This is a genomic window from bacterium (assembly GCA_016786595.1).
In the GTDB taxonomy this organism is placed as follows: Bacteria; Bdellovibrionota_C; UBA2361; order SZUA-149; family JAEUWB01; genus JAEUWB01.
Genome location: JAEUWB010000060.1, coordinates 80,169 through 99,830, shown reverse-complemented (window position 1 = coordinate 99,830; position 19,662 = coordinate 80,169). Strand labels below are relative to the sequence as shown.

Annotated in this window: 21 protein-coding genes; 7 read left to right on the top strand and 14 right to left on the bottom strand. The window is 41.1% G+C overall.

What is annotated here, in order from left to right:
- Positions 1-65 precede the first annotated feature (65 nt).
- The 11 genes from JNK13_11185 to JNK13_11135 all read right to left on the bottom strand — a co-directional run bounded on the left by JNK13_11185 (position 66) and on the right by JNK13_11135 (position 8,311).
- Positions 66-458, bottom strand: coding sequence for a rhodanese-like domain-containing protein (locus tag JNK13_11185; GenBank protein ID MBL7663302.1), 393 nt, complete (start codon positions 456-458; stop codon positions 66-68).
- Positions 459-569: 111 nt separating this feature from the next.
- Positions 570-1,313, bottom strand: a complete 744-nt coding sequence (locus JNK13_11180) for a class I SAM-dependent methyltransferase (GenBank protein MBL7663301.1) — start codon at positions 1,311-1,313, stop codon at positions 570-572.
- 59 nt (positions 1,314-1,372) lie between these two features.
- Positions 1,373-1,636 carry a BrnA antitoxin family protein gene (locus JNK13_11175; GenBank protein MBL7663300.1) on the bottom strand — a complete coding sequence of 88 codons (264 nt, stop codon included), beginning with the start codon at positions 1,634-1,636 and terminating at the stop codon, positions 1,373-1,375.
- A gap of 4 nt (positions 1,637-1,640) precedes the next feature.
- Positions 1,641-1,925, bottom strand: coding sequence for a BrnT family toxin (locus JNK13_11170; GenBank protein ID MBL7663299.1), 285 nt, complete (start codon positions 1,923-1,925; stop codon positions 1,641-1,643).
- 151 nt (positions 1,926-2,076) lie between these two features.
- Positions 2,077-2,796, bottom strand: coding sequence for a class I SAM-dependent methyltransferase (locus JNK13_11165; GenBank protein ID MBL7663298.1), 720 nt, complete (start codon positions 2,794-2,796; stop codon positions 2,077-2,079).
- A 108-nt stretch (positions 2,797-2,904) separates the two neighbouring features.
- A complete protein-coding gene (locus JNK13_11160; GenBank protein MBL7663297.1) occupies positions 2,905-3,609 on the bottom strand; it encodes a TIGR02391 family protein in 705 nt (234 codons plus the stop codon).
- Positions 3,610-3,724: 115 nt separating this feature from the next.
- Positions 3,725-4,792, bottom strand: a complete 1,068-nt coding sequence (locus JNK13_11155; GenBank protein MBL7663296.1) for an ABC transporter substrate-binding protein — start codon at positions 4,790-4,792, stop codon at positions 3,725-3,727.
- A 31-nt stretch (positions 4,793-4,823) separates the two neighbouring features.
- Positions 4,824-5,867 carry an adenine-specific methyltransferase EcoRI family protein gene (locus JNK13_11150; GenBank protein ID MBL7663295.1) on the bottom strand — a complete coding sequence of 348 codons (1,044 nt, stop codon included), beginning with the start codon at positions 5,865-5,867 and terminating at the stop codon, positions 4,824-4,826.
- Positions 5,868-5,906: 39 nt separating this feature from the next.
- Entirely contained in the window at positions 5,907-6,743 is an 837-nt protein-coding gene (locus JNK13_11145) for a restriction endonuclease (protein ID MBL7663294.1), read from the bottom strand.
- Between the two features lie 161 nt (positions 6,744-6,904).
- Positions 6,905-7,597: a hypothetical protein gene (locus tag JNK13_11140; protein MBL7663293.1), complete on the bottom strand. Its 693-nt coding sequence runs from the start codon at positions 7,595-7,597 to the stop codon at positions 6,905-6,907.
- A 42-nt stretch (positions 7,598-7,639) separates the two neighbouring features.
- Positions 7,640-8,311, bottom strand: coding sequence for a hypothetical protein (locus JNK13_11135; protein ID MBL7663292.1), 672 nt, complete (start codon positions 8,309-8,311; stop codon positions 7,640-7,642).
- Positions 8,312-8,465: 154 nt separating this feature from the next.
- Here JNK13_11135 and JNK13_11130 point away from each other — a divergent pair, with 154 nt between their 5' ends.
- Together JNK13_11130 and JNK13_11125 are read left to right on the top strand one after the other, a co-directional pair.
- Entirely contained in the window at positions 8,466-8,984 is a 519-nt protein-coding gene (locus JNK13_11130; GenBank protein MBL7663291.1) for an ORF6N domain-containing protein, read from the top strand.
- Positions 8,985-9,283: 299 nt separating this feature from the next.
- Positions 9,284-10,279, top strand: a complete 996-nt coding sequence (locus tag JNK13_11125) for an integron integrase (GenBank protein MBL7663290.1) — start codon at positions 9,284-9,286, stop codon at positions 10,277-10,279.
- A gap of 53 nt (positions 10,280-10,332) precedes the next feature.
- Here JNK13_11125 and JNK13_11120 read toward each other — a convergent pair whose 3' ends face one another.
- The 3 genes from JNK13_11120 to JNK13_11110 all read right to left on the bottom strand — a co-directional run bounded on the left by JNK13_11120 (position 10,333) and on the right by JNK13_11110 (position 12,938).
- Positions 10,333-11,151: a polyprenyl synthetase family protein gene (locus tag JNK13_11120; GenBank protein MBL7663289.1), complete on the bottom strand. Its 819-nt coding sequence runs from the start codon at positions 11,149-11,151 to the stop codon at positions 10,333-10,335.
- 94 nt (positions 11,152-11,245) lie between these two features.
- Positions 11,246-12,157 carry a ParB/RepB/Spo0J family partition protein gene (locus JNK13_11115; protein MBL7663288.1) on the bottom strand — a complete coding sequence of 304 codons (912 nt, stop codon included), beginning with the start codon at positions 12,155-12,157 and terminating at the stop codon, positions 11,246-11,248.
- Positions 12,138-12,938, bottom strand: coding sequence for a ParA family protein (locus JNK13_11110; protein ID MBL7663287.1), 801 nt, complete (start codon positions 12,936-12,938; stop codon positions 12,138-12,140). The genes JNK13_11115 and JNK13_11110 overlap by 20 nt, the downstream gene beginning before the upstream one ends.
- Before the next feature lie 727 nt (positions 12,939-13,665).
- On the opposite strand from JNK13_11110, the gene JNK13_11105 reads away from it, so the two are divergent.
- The 5 genes from JNK13_11105 to JNK13_11085 are packed head-to-tail and all read left to right on the top strand — an operon-like array spanning position 13,666 to position 19,659.
- Positions 13,666-15,330, top strand: coding sequence for a replication initiator protein A (locus JNK13_11105; protein MBL7663286.1), 1,665 nt, complete (start codon positions 13,666-13,668; stop codon positions 15,328-15,330).
- Entirely contained in the window at positions 15,331-17,031 is a 1,701-nt protein-coding gene (locus tag JNK13_11100; GenBank protein MBL7663285.1) for a mechanosensitive ion channel, read from the top strand.
- Positions 17,032-17,073: 42 nt separating this feature from the next.
- Complete coding sequence (icd, locus tag JNK13_11095; GenBank protein ID MBL7663284.1) at positions 17,074-18,282, top strand: isocitrate dehydrogenase (NADP(+)); 1,209 nt, start codon at positions 17,074-17,076, stop codon at positions 18,280-18,282.
- A gap of 18 nt (positions 18,283-18,300) precedes the next feature.
- On the top strand, positions 18,301-18,486 hold the full coding sequence (locus tag JNK13_11090; GenBank protein ID MBL7663283.1) for a hypothetical protein: 186 nt from the start codon (positions 18,301-18,303) through the stop codon (positions 18,484-18,486).
- Between the two features lie 3 nt (positions 18,487-18,489).
- Entirely contained in the window at positions 18,490-19,659 is a 1,170-nt protein-coding gene (locus JNK13_11085) for a pyridoxal phosphate-dependent aminotransferase (GenBank protein ID MBL7663282.1), read from the top strand.
- The last annotated feature ends 3 nt before the right edge of the window (positions 19,660-19,662 follow it).

Here is a 19,662-nt window from a genome sequence, read left to right as displayed (position 1 = left end):
GAACGTCTAAAGTGTGCAGCTGCAAAGCAGTCCGTTCGATTTGATTGTTAGACGGCACACAGGATTCAGCTACAGCCACAGGACACCAACTCATCTGAGCTCGATCTGCCGTGAGTCATGTGTCCATCACGTTTCCACCAATCAAGTCCACCGATGAGCTCTTTCACGCGAAAGCCAAGCTTGAGCATGTTGAGTGCCCCTTTGGTCGAGGCATTGCAACCTATCCCGTCGCAGTAAACCACAACGAGTGCGCCTTTCTCGATGTGCTCCGTACTTTCAAGTGTCATGGTACGATGCGGGATGTTGATAGCGCCGGGTATATGCTCACGCTGAAACGCTTCAGGAGATCGGGCATCAATGACAGTGACCTGTTCGCCCGCCTCAAGAACGACCTTGAGATCCCATGAGTCAATTTCGTAATTTAGCTTGTCCGAGTAATGTCTGTGTTGATCGTTCACACTTCCTCCCTTTAGACCTTATAACGTAAGAACTAACCAGTTTTCACGCCAGAATTATCTCTCGAATCAGAATCTTACTCAAGTGGCGTGGAAAGCTGGTTGAGTAAATTGTTATGGGCTGTATCCAACTCGAAAATATAGTGGCAATTCGAGTGGTAATTTTGGTGGAGAACTCTTCCAGGCGGCTATCAAATCAGCCTTAACGAGCTCTATAGGTGATTTACCATTGACTCTTAAATATCGCTGCACTGCTGACCATGTTGAAATAAAACCAATCAAATCTTCAACCTGCCAATCGCACTCAAGGGTAAAAGGCGGAACTTGAATTTCTTCGAATGGAAAATCAATGTCAGCGTATCCACTAAAATATAGCTTACTTTCCTGAGGCCAGTAATTTTCCAATATTGTGTCCTTTAGTTTGGCTAATACCCGATCGACTTCTTTCGAGTTTGTCCATGGCCACTTATATGTCCACACAGCGATTACTCCTTTGGGAATTAAGAGTCGCTTTGCAGTCTCAAAAAACTGCTTTCTATCAAACCAATGAACACCACATGCCACTGTAATTAGATCAATCGACTGGGATTTAAAATCATTCTGCTCAGCGGGTGAAACGGAATACTGGATCTTATGATGTGGCTCAGCATGATCTATCTGCTCTTTATTGATATCAGTTGCAAGCACTATGTCGAAAAACTCTGCAAGCCCTACCGCAGCCTGTCCTGCTCCAGTCGCACAATCCCAAGCACATCTATTTGACGGAGATATAGAAGCAAGCCATTGAAAAAGCTCTCTATGATATCTAGGACGGTGAATAGCGTACTGACCTGGAGGTTGCTTGAAGTCTTCAGCCATAAATTTTTAGCGCTTAACGTTTAAAGTGTGCGGCAAACGAGGCTCTTAATCAACTAGAATCACCGCGAACCTTTGCGTGCCTTTTCTCCGTCACGACTTGATTGTTCTACGCCGGGAACCCACCGAAGCTTTGGCTTACGTTTTTCAGCAGAGCAGTCCTTTAAGTAAAGATTAATCAAGTTCTGGTATGGCATGTCAAACTCAGATGCCAATAACTTGAAGTAATCAATCACGCTTTCATCAAGTCGGATTGTTATCTGCTTTTTGAGCTTAGCTGCATAGGGATTCTTAACTGCGCCTGAAAAATCATATTCTTTTCTCATAATTTCATCCTGGATAAGCCCGTTGTTCTTTTTTGGTTGCTTTGCGTGCTGAGATAATTCGAATTACCGAATCACTTTCTCGGTAACAGTGGCAAACAATGAGTAGTCTCATTTGGCTGCTACGGCCGAGTAAGATAAAACGATCCTCTTCCTTAGAGTGATCGGGATCTGGGGCTAATTGAGCATAGTCGTCATAAAAGACAGATTGTGCCTCTTCGAAAGAAACTCCGTGCTTACGACGGTTTTGCGTCGCTTTAGCCAGGTCCCAGGTAAATCTAATATTGCTCACATAATTATAATATAATTATTAAGAATTTTTTGCAAGGAGAAAAATTTAAGGCGTAGAACGTTCTCGATAACGAGTTCGCGCTCAATGATACCGCCAAATTAACCACCAATCTACAGGGGCGCGAATCTCGTTGATCGGATTGTTGTACCTCTTATACAGCTTGGGCGAGATTAAAAAAGCTAGTTTCATCAAAATTAAGACCCTGTTTAATCAGTTTGAACTGCGCATTTTTTAAGAAAGGTACGATTTCTTGCCGCGACCAAGCCCTATGTTCCATTGCATCCGAAAAATCAAAAGGTCTTCCCTCAATATCGCCAGTATAGCGAGCCCGCCAAGAGACTATATAGGGAGACTCGGAAAGAAGCGTCGTTGCTGAATTCCGCTCAATCTTTGAAGCATTCGATTCGGCACGCACAGTCCCGTTAAAGTAATTTGTTACCCGAATCTTTGTGTCTTCATAGTTATCAAAAAAGAGGTGCCCGCCTGCGCGGAGTGCCTTCCGGCAGCTTGCCAAAGCGAGATGTAAATCCTCATTTGAAATCATGTGTGTAAAAACACGCCCTACAACAAAAACATGATCAAATTCATTTTGATAAGGAAGTTTTCTTAAGTCAGCTTGCTCTATTCGAACAGTTGGAAGAGCCCTTCGACCAAGAGCAACCATCTCTGGCGTATAGTCTACTACAGTTATGTCTAATCCGTATCTGTGCAACGCACCGGCAATATCGAACATGCCACCAACAAAGAGAGCTTTCTCAGTCGGACGCGCAGGAGAGTTGCAAAGTATGAATTCCGCGACAGCACTTGAATCGACCGTAAGCTGGTAGAACTTTGCGCAAACTTCTCCGTGTTCTCGATAGGTATCAGTCATATTGTCTTAGAGGTACAACGTTTAGGATGAAAAGTGTCGCGCCAAACCAAAACTTAGTCAAAGCAAATGCTTAAGGCGCGACATCTTTTCGATCCTTTTGTTAGGCCGCTATGGATTGGGCACCCGCGCCTCAACAATCTTATAAAGATGGCTAGCTAAAAGAATCATTTCAACCGCCTGTGCTGGATCAATCTTCACTTTGCGATGACTTGAAGGATTTTTGTAGGAGCCGATTGCACCTGCAAATAAGTTTGCGAGAGCTTCGCGTTCGGCTGGAAGCTGGGTTTTATCGCTCAAAGTGCCTGTGTCAGGGTGAAATGCTTTACGAACCAAATTTACCCCAATGTCTGAATCTGTGAGATTGGCTGCGGTTCTAACGGCAACTTCGACTTCTTTGAAAGCATTAAAAACCGCAGAGTTGTAATTTCCGGAGACAAAATTTGCATGACATGTTTTTGCCACATCAGGATGAAGCAAAGCATGCGGTAGTAAAGATTCAGCCTTGAATGATTTGAAATTTATTGCCGTCTTTAGTTGTCTTGCGCGTTTGGAGGGAACATACCAACCGCCCTGTTGTCCAGGCGCTTGAACTAATAATCCTTCGCGAATTAACCACGAAAGTCCCTCAGACATGGCTAAGTAACATTCTTCTGGCAGATCATTTCCAAGTGTTAAGTTATGAAAGCTCAGTCCTCGTCGACTGGATTCCCATCGTGAAATCAGCTCCGGCAGAATGCGAGCTGCAATATCGGCAGGATCAGAGAACTCAAGTTGATCTACCGGAGGTAAATTTTCGAAAATTGAATCCGTCATACTTGTTTGCGGCCTAACGTTTAAACGCACCAGATTCTAACCCAGAACACTTTCTTAATCATGTACAAAATTAAGCGGGTTAGAATTCTGCGTGGCGTTTTTTGTTGTCCCTGGCCTATAGATCCTTAAACTCAGATCCTTCAATTTTCTTCACTGCGACTGGAAATCGGAAGAATTTGTCCCCCGCAGCTGTTTTGATAAAATTATAATTTCCTAAAACTCCTGATCTATTTTCTGCTGCCTCTAAGATACTCATTATTCCTTCGGCAGATTGTTGTTTAGCAAGCGTTCTGCAAGCTAATGTAGCGAAATCGTATCCATTACCTGCATAGGTAAGTTGCAAATCATTTCCGTATAGAGATTTGTATTTTTGAGCGAAACTGGATGGTACGGTGTTGTTAGTGTAAACGGCGCCGTTCATTCCACCTTCCGCTGATTTTATTTCCGTTGAACTTTCAAAAAAGTCGGTGCCAAATGTGGCAGTGAGTTTATTTTGCTGCTGAAGTTGTCTATAAAATTGTCCGATTTGTCCTGACAACATAAAGACTCCAATAGAATCATACGAATTTTTTTGCAACTTTGTCACGATAGATCGAAAGTCTGTATCAGATGGCTGAACAGTGTCTATGACTTCTAATGTTTGCCCAGGTACTAAGCTTGTCTTTAACCCATTGAGAATACTGTTTAGATATTGATTCTCAGTTATTACAACTCCAAGACGCTTTTGATTATTTGAGTTCAGATAATTTGCTAAGGATTTTGTAAATTCAATAGCATCATTTGTAAATCTAATTACATATTCATACCGAGCTACTGCACTTGGATCAGTAGTCCATAGCAATGAAGGAGTTTTTGTCTTGCTCGCTACAGGAGCAATTGCCGCTGATGTCGGCCCTCCAAAATTATAGGCTATATTAATTTTGTCGGAACTAACCAATTTATTAAAAGCACTTATTGCAGTCTTTGGATCGTATTTAGAGTCTTCGTAAAGAAAATTACATGAAGCAAATAGTTCGGGATTATCTTTTTGCGCCATTTGAATTCCGTTTCGAATAGCGACCCCATATTCTGCAAGAGCACCAGACAATGGAACGATCACGCCGACTTTCGTTTCGGCAAATAATGGCAAGTTAAATGAAAAGGCAATTAAGAAAACAAAAGTGAAAATAAATCTTTTAGTCATCAGAGGTACCATAAAATTGAAGGGACAACGGTTAAAATGAGCGGTGCTTCAGCATCCGCTCGATTTGATTGTTATACGGGATCGGCATATTGGATTGTCTCTGAATGCGCTTGTTCTTGATAAGTATTCTGAAATATGGACACTTACCGTTGACTGACAAGTCCTTTCCATCATTTCCCTTTCTAAATTTAATTAGTTCAAACTGATCTGGGTTGAATTTGTGTAGGAATGTTATTGGCACCCCCATAGCTCCTTCATAGTCCAGAGGTATATCTTCTGTTCTATTAATATTAATCCCATCATAATTATCATATCTTGGATACTCATGCTCATTCCCATAATATTTCTTTTTAAGCAAAATATCTTGATGTCGTTTAAAAGTATCAAGATTTGTAAGCCATAAGCAATTGTTTGGCGATACAATCCTGTTACCAAACTCATCAATACGAGCCTCCGTTCCATAAAGTTCATAGTGTTCGGGAACGATAAAACCAGAAACCCCTCTGCCTAGATTTATTCCAAGCCAAGCTCTATTATCCTTGATCAGCTTAAAGATCTCTTTGTATGTAATTGCATTCACATTTCCGATGATTAAAAACTTTTTATCGTATTTGACTAATTGCTCAACATACTCCCTAAATAGTGAGAAAGGCGGATTGGTGACAACAATATCTGATTTTTTTAATAACTCGATGCACTCAGCGCTGCGAAAATCACCACTCCCTTTGAATGGTTTTACTTTAATTGAATTAAGTTTATTTTTCTCATCATCAGCATTTGTGTATTCAAAGAAAAATCCGCTTTCATCACTTTTTTCACTAAAAAGATCGGCGCGTTGCTCTCTATAGCAAGAGGTAATCAATTTCTTAATTCCAAGTTCTTCGAAATTGAGAGCAAAATATTTAAAAAAATTGCTTATTCTTGGGTCGTCGCAATTACAGTAAACGACTTTGTCCTTGAAGTGTGTTTTGTAAAAACCTAATTCGCTTTCAATATCGCAAAGCTGCGTGTAGAACTCGTCGCTTTTTGACTTTTTTGCTTTCTGCAGTAATTTGTTTGTCGCATTTCTTGCCATTAGATCCCTATCTTAAACTATAACAGAACTAGCATTTCTCTATTTATTGGATGTAATCTGGGTAAATAGATCGCTCCCCAAAACTTTAAGTGACGTTTTGGAAATCTCTAGCATTATTTCATACATTTTCTCGACGTCCCATTTTTCACCTCGACCCTGAGAGTAAATAGAAGCAGCTTGAAGCATTATAGTTTTATTCTTGTGTTTAATGAATTTATTAACGCATAAATTTGTATTCATAGGCATTCCATAGTTTGCGGCAGTCAGTCTATCTAGTCTGTTTAACATACCTGAATTATACTCTAGAGTTACGATCCTTCCGTCGGGTCTTGTAATTGTGATAGTTTCTGTTAGAAAATTTGACCCTTCAAGGAACAAAACGTACGGGAAATGACACTCAGACAGCATCAAATTGGCTATTTCTGATATATTTTTATGGGCTCTTTCTATTGCATTTCCAGCAGCCATTAAATCCTGATCGTTTTTTGTACCGACTTGTAAACCATTTTTTATATTCTCTACGTCTTTTCCTTGATGTTTGGCCTCGGCCACTAAGATGACTCTCCAATCTCCATTGTCGTCTCTTACCTCAATTATTCCCCCATCAGGTTTGATGCTGGAATTTGAAACAAACAGTGTCTGACCCAATGTAGGGTCAACTTTTTTTAGTGCTTCGTTGATTTCTTCCTTTTTTATGGTCTCTCTGTATCGAAAAGATAACTGAGGATATTCGCTTTCAAACTGCTCAATGATTACTTTTGAGACTTTGCCAACTGAACGGTCGTGTGATTTCGCATCTTCCCCAAAAATTCCAACTACGCCTTGCGATTGTTTGTGTTGATTTGTTAGCCTTCGCGACTGGTTTTTCTTAGCCATTGCTTTTATTTACGGTCTCTCACGAGTTTGTTACCTCTGAACGAATTTATCGTATAACGTTTAAAGTGTGCGGGAAACGGGGCAGCTAATCAATTAAAATCGCCACGAAATTTCGCACCCCGTTTCTCCGTCACGACCTGATTGTTATACGGCGTACATTGCTAAAGCCCCAACAACACATCTGAAGCGGGCTTCACAGATGAGATAAAATGATTAACATCATCAAGTAAATGAAGTGCCTGACATTCTTTATATTGTTGCGGGAAAGCTTTTTCAAGTTGATCTACTGCCGCCTTGAGTATGGCAACATCTTTTGCGCTTCCATCTAAAAGTCTCTTAATTAAGATATGCAGCTGATTATCCGCATCAAAAGTAGATCTTTTGGGAAGATAACTAGCAGCTAACACATTGGTGTAAACCGCGTAATAAAGAGAGATAAGAGCGTAGGCTAAGACTCCTGCCGCGAGCTGTTCTTTATTCGTTTTATCCAAATCACTTTGCGGAGGCACTTGAGCAATTGAGTTTACCTCTGGTAATCGCTGCATTGAGATAAACTTTTCAAGTAGCGCTGTTTTATCCTGTGTAGCGTAATTTGTAAGTCGATCCATCCATCTGCCAGTGAGGTTCTGCAAGGACTCACTCTGAGATTTAATTTCAGCAAGAGCGGACGTGACGTTTGATTCCGAATTTTTAGTTTGCGTGTAAAAGTAGATCGAAAGAATAATTGCAAGCACTGAAATCACAATTGATGCGATGCTACTTGCCAGCGTTATGATGTCGTATAAATCCATATTGTATCTAGCCGTATAACGTCTTAAATCACCAGTTTTACCTCCAAAAGAACCCTTAATCAAACCAATTAGTTAAGAGGGGGTAAAATCTGGTGGATTTTTTTGTTAGCCAGCGATTGTGTCGCACATTTCTTTGTAATGCTCGATCGGGTTACCTGCATTAAGTTTTAAATAGAAACTGTTAAGAAAATTCACCGTACTTTCAAGGCTCCACTTTCCACAATCAGCACTTAAACATGCATTAGGAAAAAAGATCGACTTTGCACCTGGAAACGGGGACTCGTTTAGATTAAGGCTTTTGAGCTTCTTCAATAACTTTTCATCGTCAAATGGGATTACTGCGACCGGCTTGAAATGTACTAATTCATTTCGAAGAGCGACTAAGATGATAACGCTTTGATTTGGATTTTTTCCAAGATCTAAAGGTTCCAACTTTAATAGATCGAGAACTACCTTGAAGCGTTCAACAACTCCTTGAGTCTTATCAATTAAATCCTTAAATTTATTTAAGTAATTTTTTTGATCCAAATTAATGCCGTTGGATCCTTTGTGCCATCCAGGACCATCATGAACTACTTGATAAATGGAAGACTCCAAAGCCGCACAGCACTGCATAATGACAGCAGAAATTAACCCTTTGTGTTTGATTTCCGCGATTCTCACCTGTTCTTCAGGAATTAAACTATTATTGAAATTGGATTCAAGTAGAATCGCTTCTCGAATGAAAAGCTCGCTAGCAGCCAGATACTGGCAAGCAATACTATATGAAACTCGCATTGTTGCTCTTAAACTATTCGTAAAGATTCCTTCTTAACTTTTGCTGGCTAACGGTTAAAATGAGCGGCTGCGAAGCAGACCGCTCGATTTGATTGTTATCTTTCCGCAACTTATCACAAGTACTCTCGATATATAACAATGGAGAGGACTAATTATGCAGAAAGTAGAGCAAGCCATTGAAAAATCTATATATTTAATTCGAGATCAAAAGGTAATGCTGGATGAAGATCTTTCGCGCCTATATCAAGTGCGCACAAAAGCGCTGGTTCAAGCTGTGAAAAGAAACTTAAACAGATTCCCGCAAGATTTCATGTTTCAGCTAACTACTGAGGAATATTCAGGTTTACGGTCACAAATTGTGACCTCAAGCGGAAAGCCTGGTAGAAGAGCTTTGCCTTATGCTTTTACAGAGCATGGAGTTGCGATGCTATCCAGTGTTTTGAATAGCGAAAGAGCAGTAGAGGTAAACATTGCAATCGTTCGCGCCTTTATCAAGATGAGAGAAATGATCTCAACGAACAAAGAACTCTCTGAAAGATTGAATAAACTCGAAAAGCGATATGACGCTCAATTCAGAGTTGTATTTAATAGCATTCGAGAATTAATCGATACGAAGCCAAAGCAAATCGTTGAGCCTGTTAAAAAGAAAAAGATTGGTTTTGGGAACAATTAACTTTCGCTGGTTTGGAAAGATAACATATAGATCACCATAACTGAGGATCTACCTAAAATTTCTTTGATAATATACCGCCTATTAATATCATAAATCAAATTATTTCTATGATTTTTGTATTCGGTTCAGGCAGTTAATCGTAACAATTAAGCGAAAATTTTATTGCTTCGTCAGTTTATTATCCAGTCGATAGAACTGGAGATCTAAACTCCTCACCCCCACTACACATGCCTTGCTAGGCAACAATACTCACAGATTGACCGATAAATGAATAAACAGCCTGATAAGGAGTGTTCAAAATGCAACAAGAAAATTTAAAGCCAAAACTACTTGATCAAATGCGCATGGTAATGCGCTTAAATCATATGAGCCTTGCGACTGAAAAGGCCTATATCAACTGGGCAAAACGGTTTATTCTATTTCATCGCAAGCAACATCCCAAAAATCTTGGGACAAATGCAATTGTGCAGTTTCTCTCCTATCTCGCAGTTAACAAGCACGTAGCTGCTGCCACACAAAATCAAGCTCTAAATTCATTGGTTTTTCTTTATCGTGAAGTTCTAAAGTTAGAAATCGGCAATTTCACTGGCATCTACTGGGCTAAACAACAAAAACACATCCCTGTCGTGCTAAGTAAACGAGAAGTTAAATTGATCCTAGAGCAACTTCACGGGGTTCATTACTTAATTGCATGCCTGCTCTATGGCACTGGTATGCGCCTCACTGAAGCTCTTAAACTGCGTGTAAAAGATTTAGATTTTGAAAGAAATATGATTTTGGTCCGCGACGCTAAGGGAAATAAAGATCGAGTTGTCCCCTTTCCGCTTTTCCTAAAAATGCCTCTAGAAAAACAGTTGGAAAAATCAAAAGCAATTCATGATCATGACATTTCTCAAGGATTTGGCAAAACAATTCTTCCTTATGCTTTAAGTAAAAAATACCCCAGTGCTTGTAGTGAATGGAAATGGCAATTTGTTTTTCCATCATCCAAAAGATCAATCGACCCGCGCTCGAAACAGGAAAGTCGCTGGCATATCTACCCCTCGATTATGCAAAATTCCCTTGCAAAAGCTATCAAAACGATCGGCTTAAACAAAAAAGTTGGCTGCCATACTTTCAGACACTCTTTTGCTACACACCTGCTCGAGTCGGGCACTGATATACGAACACTTCAAGTTCTACTTGGTCACAATGATCTTAAAACTACGATGATTTACACTCATGTAACTCTGGAAAAAGGAATCGGGACAAAAAGCCCGCTCGATTCGATTTCATTGATGCACAAAGTAGTATAAGTTCAAACTACATGTAGCTTAAAATTTAGCGCGCATAGATACGCTCTGAAAAATTACAGTTTGAAAATCTGCTGATAGTACTGCTGAAAAAAATTAAGATTTAAATTTAGCTTTGTAGAAATCTCGACAAAAGATTTTTCGATCTTGTTCTCTACAACCTTCTCCCATTCTTTTGCCGCTTCAAAATCACTTCCATCTACGTCATCTAAATCGTCTTTGATTTGAAAAAGAAGCCCTAAGGAAATTCCTAAATCATCAATTATTTCAAATAATTGCCTACAATTCATGCCCTTTGAAAATGCAATTATCGTAGGCGCTAAAAGAGAAAAAGAAAAAAGAGCCCCAGTCTTATTTCGATAACAGACTTCTCTCATTTCACGAGTAGGTTCATTTTTACCCAATTTTGTAAGTTCTAAGTCTTGAAGCTGCCCAACACAGAGTAGCTCATAGGCTTTTGTCATTTCACGAGTAAGTAACGTCTTAGCAGCATCATTGTAAGACCCAGCAACAAGTAAGTGAATTGCCCGCGCAACCAGCGCGTCTCCAGTCAAAAGTGCACTGGCGCTACCAAAAGCAACATGACTCGAAGGCTTACCACGTCTCGTAGGTGAATTATCAAGGTCGGGTAAATCATCATGAATAAGAGAGCTTACATGGATTAGTTCTACTGCAATTGCAGGGTGCACTAGCTCTTCAAATGTAAGCCCAAAAGCCTCACCAAAAAGACAAAGTAGGGTAGGGCGAATTAGCTTCCCTGGAGGTAAAACTGAGTGCGCTTCCTTGTGGTATAGCTCTCGATATGGGGAAAGTGTTGAGGCTAGTTTATCACCAATAAGTCCATGAATTGATTCGATTTTTTTGCTAGTATCCATGCCTTATCTAGTGACTTAAGGAGTTTAAAATTGTCTCTTAAAAGCTGTCCCACGGTGGGACAGAGAGAGCACTTACAAATTAATTCGCCATCGATTAATTTAGAGGAGCTTGATTATCATCGCCCATAAAAACTAAACGACGGAAGAGCTCTGATAAGTCATCCTCAGAATAAAACTCAATTACAATTTTCCCGTGAATGTCTCCAGGCTTTCTCTGTAAGACTACCTTCGTGCCAAGCGCGCGCTGAAACTCTTGCTGCAGTCTTTCATCCGCCGGAGAAAGTCGATAGGTCTCTCCAGTTGAAATTGTCCCACGGTGGGACAGTTTGCCTACCTTAGCTTTCTTTTTCCCTCCAACTTCTACTTCAAGCTCAGAGCGGCTCATCGAGTCTATACCCTTAAGGAGCTGCTTTCTTTTGTCTTTATCTTTAACAGTAGCTAGTAACAGCACTTTTGATTCTGGATAGCCGTCTAAGAGGGCTTTTTTTAGGTCATCTGGCAAACTTAATACATCAAGTGAACGCTGCACCAGAGACTTAGAAACTCCAAGCTTCTTCGCTAAATCTCTAACGCTAAGTCCTAAGCTTTCACTTAATTCTCCAAATGCTTGGGCGCGTTCAAGTGGGGTTAAGTCTTTACGTTGAAGATTCTCCACAAGCTGCTTTGGCAGAATCGCCTCGTCATCATCTGCACTATCAACAATCACGGGTACTGACTTAAGTCCAGCAAGCTTAGCTGCCCGAAAACGCCTCTCGCCGGCAATTAAGCGAAAACTCCCGCCATCAAGTGCGCGGACAAGTAGGGGACATAAAACTCCATATTCTTTGATCGAAGCAGCAAGCTCTGAAAGACCTTCCGTTTCAAACACCCGCCGCGGCTGATTCGGGTCAACATCAATTTCAGAAAGTAAAATTTCACGGTAAGGGCTGCCAAATTTGTTTCGCCCAGCAAGACTTGGGCCGCTTAGTAGGGGATTATTTTGTAATTTAAGCTTCTTTCGTGACACGCGAAATTACCTCCTCGGCAAGTTGTTTATAGTCTTCTGCACCAATTGATTTGGCGTCGTATTCAAAAATCGAGCTCCCCTGAGCTGGAGCTTCGGCTAGTGCTACGTTTGTGCGAATGACAGTTTCAAAGACAAGGTCGCCAAAGTATTCCCTGATTGTATCAGCAACACTTCTAGCTAAACGCAACCTTGCATCATGTAAGCAAAGTAGCACTCCGCCGACTTTTAGTTTTGGGTTATAGGCGCTTCTGACTTGATCAATCGTATCTAGAAGCTGCCGCACGCCGTGTAACGCCAGATATTCGCTTTGCACAGGAACGATCACACGTTCACAGGCCACAAGGCCATTTAAGGCTAAAAGCCCAAGTGAAGGTGGGCAATCGATAATGATAAAATCATAATCTTTTTGCACTGTTTCCAGGGCCTTTCTTAGTAAAAGCTCTCTTCCAATCACCCCGCCAAGCTCAAGGTCTGCCGCACTAAGTAATAAGCTTGCAGGAGCAAGGTCTAAATTTTTGCGAATATTTTGAACTACGTCTTTTAAGCTTTTCCCGTAGCGTAGCACTTCATACATCGTAAGCGATTCTTCGTTTTCCTCGTCATCAGGACGCAGTCCAAAGTGCGCTGACAAGTTTGCTTGCGCATCGAGGTCAATCAACAAAACCCTTTTTCCGTGCTCTGAAAGACCAGCTGCAAGATTTGCCGAGGTGGTAGTTTTACCAACTCCACCTTTTTGATTTACCACTGAAAACGTAACGGCCACAGATTTGCCCTCCAGCATGAGAGAGTGAGAAGTTATTACGAATTCCCTCTCTAGCACAGACTTGTAAGCGAAAGCTATCTTTGGGGTAAGAACTTTTACTTACCTCAGTACACGTGATGTGAGTTAATAAAATTGTCGATTTCTTAACGATTTTCTGCCTAAGAGATAGTATTATTTACTTAATAATATATAATAAATTCAGGTTATTACGGCAATTTTTCAAGTAGAATTAGTTCAATATAGTGATTTGAAATAAATTCCCTTAAAAATGGCCCTTAGGAGAAACTATCGAGTATTCAAATAAGCCGCTTACTTGGGCAGTTAAGCTCTGCCTAGTAGCAACTGCTTAGCTTCTATCAGCAGAGCTATCGAGATTCGAAATAAGAAAATTCCCGCACACAAGTGAAATGACTCTTACTCCACACGTGCAATGAGCCCCCAAATAGCGTGAAATCAAGCCTACTCTAGCGTGTATCAAAATAAATATATGAAATTCTATTGTGCTTTGAGTTAAGCTCAATCGTGCACTCAAATAAAAAATATCGTGCCTTGAAATAATTTTTTATATGTTAACTATCGGTAAAACCTCTCTTTATTTAGTCTGTACTGTGTACGTACTAAGATAAAAAAGTACTGTTGTTAAAACTACTTAGTACATATAACTACAATCACAAACAACTTAAAGTAGTTTTAAGTAAAGTTAATTATTTTGTTATTAAATCTGATTTAGTGCGTAAATTTTTACATGGCATCAACTGCGTTACCACTTGCTTTTAGTTCAATCGCTCCTGAAAGTTTTAACCACGAGCAGTTGAAAAGAAAAGTTATTCCCCTTGGTTTTTCTCGAGACGAGATGAACCTTGCAGAGTTTCCACTCACGGTGCTTTCCACGCGAACAAATCCAACGATTAAGACACTGGAATTTAAAGATTCTGTACGACTGAAAACTGGGGATGTTGTTGAGCGCGAGTGGGTTGTAACAGCTGCTGATAAATTTGGGCTCCCTACAGCAACAGATGATGACGTAGTTTTGGGATTAATCCAATTAACGATGGCCCATGGGTTTAGCGACAGGAAAGTATACTTTAGCCGCTATGAGCTATTAAAGGCCCTACAGTGGACAACCGAAGGTCGAAGCTACCAAAGGCTGACAAAGAGCCTTGATCGCCTAAGCGGTGTGAGAATCAAAGCATCAAACGCTTTTTTTGATAATAGCAGCAAAGCATTTCAGACTTGTAACTTTGGAATTATCGATGCCTACGAGATTAATGATTCGCGCTCAAGTAGCAAAAATCACGCGACTGAAGGGCAAAAAAGCTTTTTTATTTGGAGCGAAGTAATCTTTGATTCGTTTAAATCTGGTTACATCAAGAAGCTCGATCTAGATCTCTATTTTCAACTGGATAGTGCCGTAAGTCGCAGGCTTTATCGTTATTTAGACAAGCATTTCTATTACCGCTCAGTGCTCGAAAAACCGCTTTTACAGTTTGCCTTTGAAAAGGTTGGGCTATCGCGCACATATCGCTACGCTTCATCGATTAAGCAACAGCTTAATCCAGCGCTGAATGAACTTGTAAAATCAGGCTTTATTCAAAATTATGAGTATTTTGAGAAAGCAGGAGAGCACTACATTCGGCTTTTTTCGGGAAGCTTAAAAGAGGCCCCGCAGGAACGCCCTACTCCAGACGATAAAGCACTTGATGCAAACAGCGATTTTTCTTCTTCCGGGCACAGTTATCAATTTAGCTTAAAATCACAAAGCTCTCGAGCGCTAGAGCCAACTAAGATTCATTCTAAGATTAATCAACGTGAAGCCGCCTCGTCCTCCCACTCACGTGCAGAGATTGACTACAAGCTCGTAGGAATGTTGGTCGATCGCGGACTAGTAAAAACTCAAGCGGAAAAGCTTTTACTTGGGAAAACAAGCGATGAACTCAAGCAAATCTACAATATTCTTGAATACGTCGATTATTTAATTGCCCATAAAGATCCAAGAATTTCACGCAGCCCTCAAGGGTTTATTTACCGTGCAGTGGAGAAGCCCTTTCGCTTTGTGATTCCAAGAACTTTTTTACAGCGTAACTTGGGAACTTCTGCTAGAAGGCCAGAACCGCAAAGGCCAGAGCAGCAAATTTTCCGTTCAGCCAGCTCAACAAATCAGCCCTCGGCACAATACAAAGACTACGTGCGTTTAACTGTTGAGAAATATAAACAGCAGCTTACTGCAGATGAGCTCATGCAAATCCGTGCAACACTTGAGCGTAAAATGTCTTCGCTTAAGGCCGTGCTCGATAGTAGCCACTTTAGTGCGGCAATTGAAGGCTGCTTGAATGATGAGTTGGCACGACGTGCTCAGGTTGTAGATCTTAAAAATTATAGCAAAACTCAGCAAAAATTAAGAACAATCTAATTGATGCGACTCACGCTGAAAATATCGATTTTACTGGCCTTATTTGCCTGTTTAATTGTTCTCCCGCGGTGTGCTGATGCACAGGATAGCCAGCCCACTGCAGTACAAATTGAACCTTCTTTTGCAGAGCAAAATTTACTCGAGCTTGATGCAAAAATTCAAGTCTTACACAGCCAAATTGAGACCCAGTCAATTAATTTAGAGCGAGCTGAAACAGCAGAAAATAAAACTCGCATTCAGACCAATCTTGCGCAACTCCAAGAGCGCATGTCGGATTTGAAGCTACGCTTTGATCAGATTGCAAGTGGAGTTGACCCACGTCCATTGCAACAAACCAAGGGCGACGAAAAATTCGATTTAACTAAGGAATTAAGTACTATTTTATCTCCTGTGGTAAATGAATTTCGCCGACTTACTTCGCGCGTAAGGGAGTTGGATAGTTTACGCACGCAGGCAGAAACTTTACGTGCTGAGCTGGAACGTAGTCTTTCTGCGCGTGAGAATATTGCCCAAATTATCAGTGCCACAAGTACTCCTGCACTTAGACCAAGCTTAGAAAAGCTCCGTCAGGACTGGACAAATCGCATCGCCGAAACAAAGGCAGCTCTTTCATTTACTGAAGGGGTATTGCAGCAACGCGTGCGTGAACGAACTCCTTTTGGGACATCAGTTGAGAACTTTTTGCGAGTATTTTTCTTAAGCCGGGGGCAAAACTTTCTCAGTGCATTTCTCTGCGGACTGCTTTTTTGGTTTATCGTTAAACGGATTGGGGGCTTTTTACTGACACGCGGAGTTTTTTCACATTTTGGCGAGCTGGTTGAGCGGGTAATTAGTCTCTTTGTGCTACTCGGAGCTGGAGTAGGCGGCACCTTTATTTTTCTTGCGGCACTATTTATTTTTGAAGATTGGCTGCTCTTAACAATCAGCTTACTTTTAATTATCGGCATTTTTCTAGCTTCAAAACAGACAATTCCGCGCTGGTGGGCGCAAATGCTTTTGTTGTTAAACTTAGGCGCAGTGCGCAAGGGCGAGCGTGTTATTTATAAAGATATCCCTTGGAAAGTTGAATCAATTAATATTTTTACAGTCCTAAGAAATCCTGCCCTTGATGGCGGACTATTGAAACTTCCGATTGCTGATATCGTAGGATTGCGTTCGCGCGTGTGTTCGGCAAATGACCCGTGGTTTCCAAGCAATATTTCAGACTGGGTGATTTTATCTGATGGAGTTTATGGCCAAGTCGAGATGCAAAGTCCTGAGTTTGTGCGCATCAAACAACTCGGTGGCAGTATTAAAACATACTCTGTAAGTGCATACTTAGGGCTTAGTCCACAAAATTTATCACAAGGATTTCGTATTTCTGTAATTTTTGGAATTGACTATCAACATCGTCCTAATGCAGCCGCGCATTTCCCCGAGCAAATTAAAGCCGCCCTTAAAGCCAAGCTTAATCAAGATGGATATTCAAAAGACGTTGTTGATTTGAAGGTTGAGTATGCAGAAGCTGCAGCTTCGTCACTAAATCTTGAAATTATTGTGGATTTTTCAGGACAAGTTGCCAGTCAGTGGAGCCAACTAAAGCGCCTACTAAATAAGCACATTCTTACTGCGGCAAATGAGTTGAATATTAACATTCCATTCCCTGAGTTGACTGTGCATTTTCCGGAAAACTGCGATAAATTAACTGCACAACCGAGTTAAATTAGATCAAGAGTTTTAGACAGCCGAAAGGAAACTTTTAAAATGCAAACTGCCAATCAAATTACAAAACTTGCAAATGGGGCTCTACATGTACCTGACCACGTTGAGATTCCATTTATTGAGGGTGATGGAGTAGGTCCTGACATTTGGCGAGCATCACAGATGGTGTTTGATGCAGCAGTTGAAAAATGTTTTCACGGCACAAAAAAGGTGATTTGGAAGGAAGTTCTTGCTGGAGAGAAAGCATTTAAGCAGGTTGGAAACTGGTTGCCTGATGAAACGCTGCAAACAATTAAAGATTATCGCGTTGCAATTAAAGGTCCCTTAACAACACCAGTAGGTAAGGGGGTGCGGTCGATTAATGTGGCTTTACGTCAAACACTTGACCTTTATGCCTGTATCCGCCCAGTGCGTTATTACCCAGGTGTGCCTAGCCCCTTTAAAGAGCCGCAGAAAGTAAACATGGTTATTTTCCGTGAAAATACGGAAGATGTTTATGCTGGGTTAGAGTTTGCTGCTGGTACTAAAGAAGCCGAAGAACTACGAGCAACAGTAGAAAGGTTGTCGGGTAAAAAAGTTCGCGCTGAAAGTGCAATTGGCATTAAGCCCATGACCAGTTTTGCCTCAAAAAGGCTGATCAAGATGGCAATTGAGCACGCTCTCGAGCACAAACTTCCCAGTCTAACTCTCGTGCACAAGGGCAATATCATGAAGTTTACTGAGGGGGCATTTAGGGAGTGGGGCTATGAACTTGCCAAGGAGGAGTTTCGAGAAAAAGTAATCTTCGAAGAAGAGCTGAGCAGTAGTTCCAGTAACGGGAAGTTAATTATTAAAGACCGCATTGCTGATAACATGTTTCAGCAAGTGCAACTCCGTCCAGATGAATACTCGGTGATCGCGACAACCAATTTAAATGGCGATTATTTATCGGATGCCCTGGCTGCGATGGTTGGTGGCTTAGGGATTGCGCCAGGTGGAAACATCGGCGCAGAAGGAGCTGTGTTTGAGGCAACGCATGGGACCGCCCCAAAGTATGCGGGACAAGACAAGGTTAACCCTGGGTCAGTTATTTTATCGGGCAAAATGATGTTTGATTATTTAGGCTGGACTAAGGTTGGATCAATGATTGATAGTGCATTAGAGTCAACAATTAAGGAAAAGGTTGTGACTTACGATTTAGCGCGAGGGATGACTGGCGCAAAAGAAGTTTCATGCTCCAAGTTTGCAGAAGAACTAATCGCGCGCATGTAAATTAAGGAGATCAGTCCAATGAAAACGATTTTTCGCTTAATTGCAGTAGCTTTTCTAAGTTGTTTCCTCTTAGCTTGCCAACAAGATGCAGCGAAAAACTATATCAAAGAGCCTAAGATGAAGGCTAATCAAGCTAAATTTAAAACCGAGGCTGTCCAGAAAAAGCAAAACGATCAAATTAACAAAGCCTTTGATGATATGTAATTCATGCAAGATTTAAACTCGCGTTTAACCCCTGAAGCTAAAAGTTTTGAAAGCCCAAAGCTAAGAATTATCACCGGACTAGTGCAAAAAGTCAGCGGTATTAATCTTGGCCAAGGCACTTGTCAGCTACCCGTACCACAGACAGTGGTTAAGCACGCTTACGCTGCAATTGAAGAGGGACTAAATCGCTATTCACTACCCCGTGGGTTACTTAGTGCGCGGAGCTCTATTGTGAAGAAACTTGCCCGCGACAATCGAATTCAGGGGGTAAATCCTGAGTCAGAGGTCATTTTAACGTGTGGTGCAACAGGAGCATTTGAAATTATCTGTGGGGCGTTGATTAATAGCGGCGACAAGGTAGTTTTTTTTGAACCTTCCTATCCCTACCACCTAAACACCGCTAAGCGCTATCATGCTGAAATATTGACGATTAAGCTACGTGGTGAAAATTGGGATTTTGACGTGCTCGAACTTGAAGCTGCACTCAAACAGAGACCAAAATTTTTAATGATTAACACTCCGAGTAATCCTACGGGAAAAGTCTTTACGGAAGCGGAGCTTAAAACTATTGCTGCTCTCTGTGAGAAGTACGACACACTTGTCGTGACCGACGAAATCTATGAATACATGGTTTTTGATGGTCGTAAGCATATTTCTCCAGCGTCTCTTCCCGAGCTACGTCAGCGCACGCTAACAATTGGCGGCTACTCAAAAACTTTTGCAATTACTGGATGGCGCATTGGGTTTTTAGTCGTTCCTGAAGCAATTTCTGAATATTTCGCAGCACTTGCTGATGCGATTTATGTTTGTCCACCAAGTCCGTTTCAAGAGGCAATTGCCCGCTCTGTGAATGAACTGGGAAGTGAGTTTTATGCTGAGCTAGCGCTAAAGTATCAAGCTAAGCGAGACTTTTTTACAAAGTCGTTAAGGGATTGTGGTTTTAAAATAATTAATCCCCAGGGCAGCTATTATTTAATTGCAGACTATAGTGCGATTGAAGCAAATTTGATCCCGCTGGATTTCGTTAAATTCATGATTGAAAAAGTAAAAGTTGGAGCTGTTCCAGCAGACGATTTTGTTCATAATCCAACACATGAACGCTGGGTCAGGTTTTGCCTTGCCGTTGAAGACAGTGTTTTAGAACAAGCGGCTAAGCAACTCAGTCAATTCTAGACT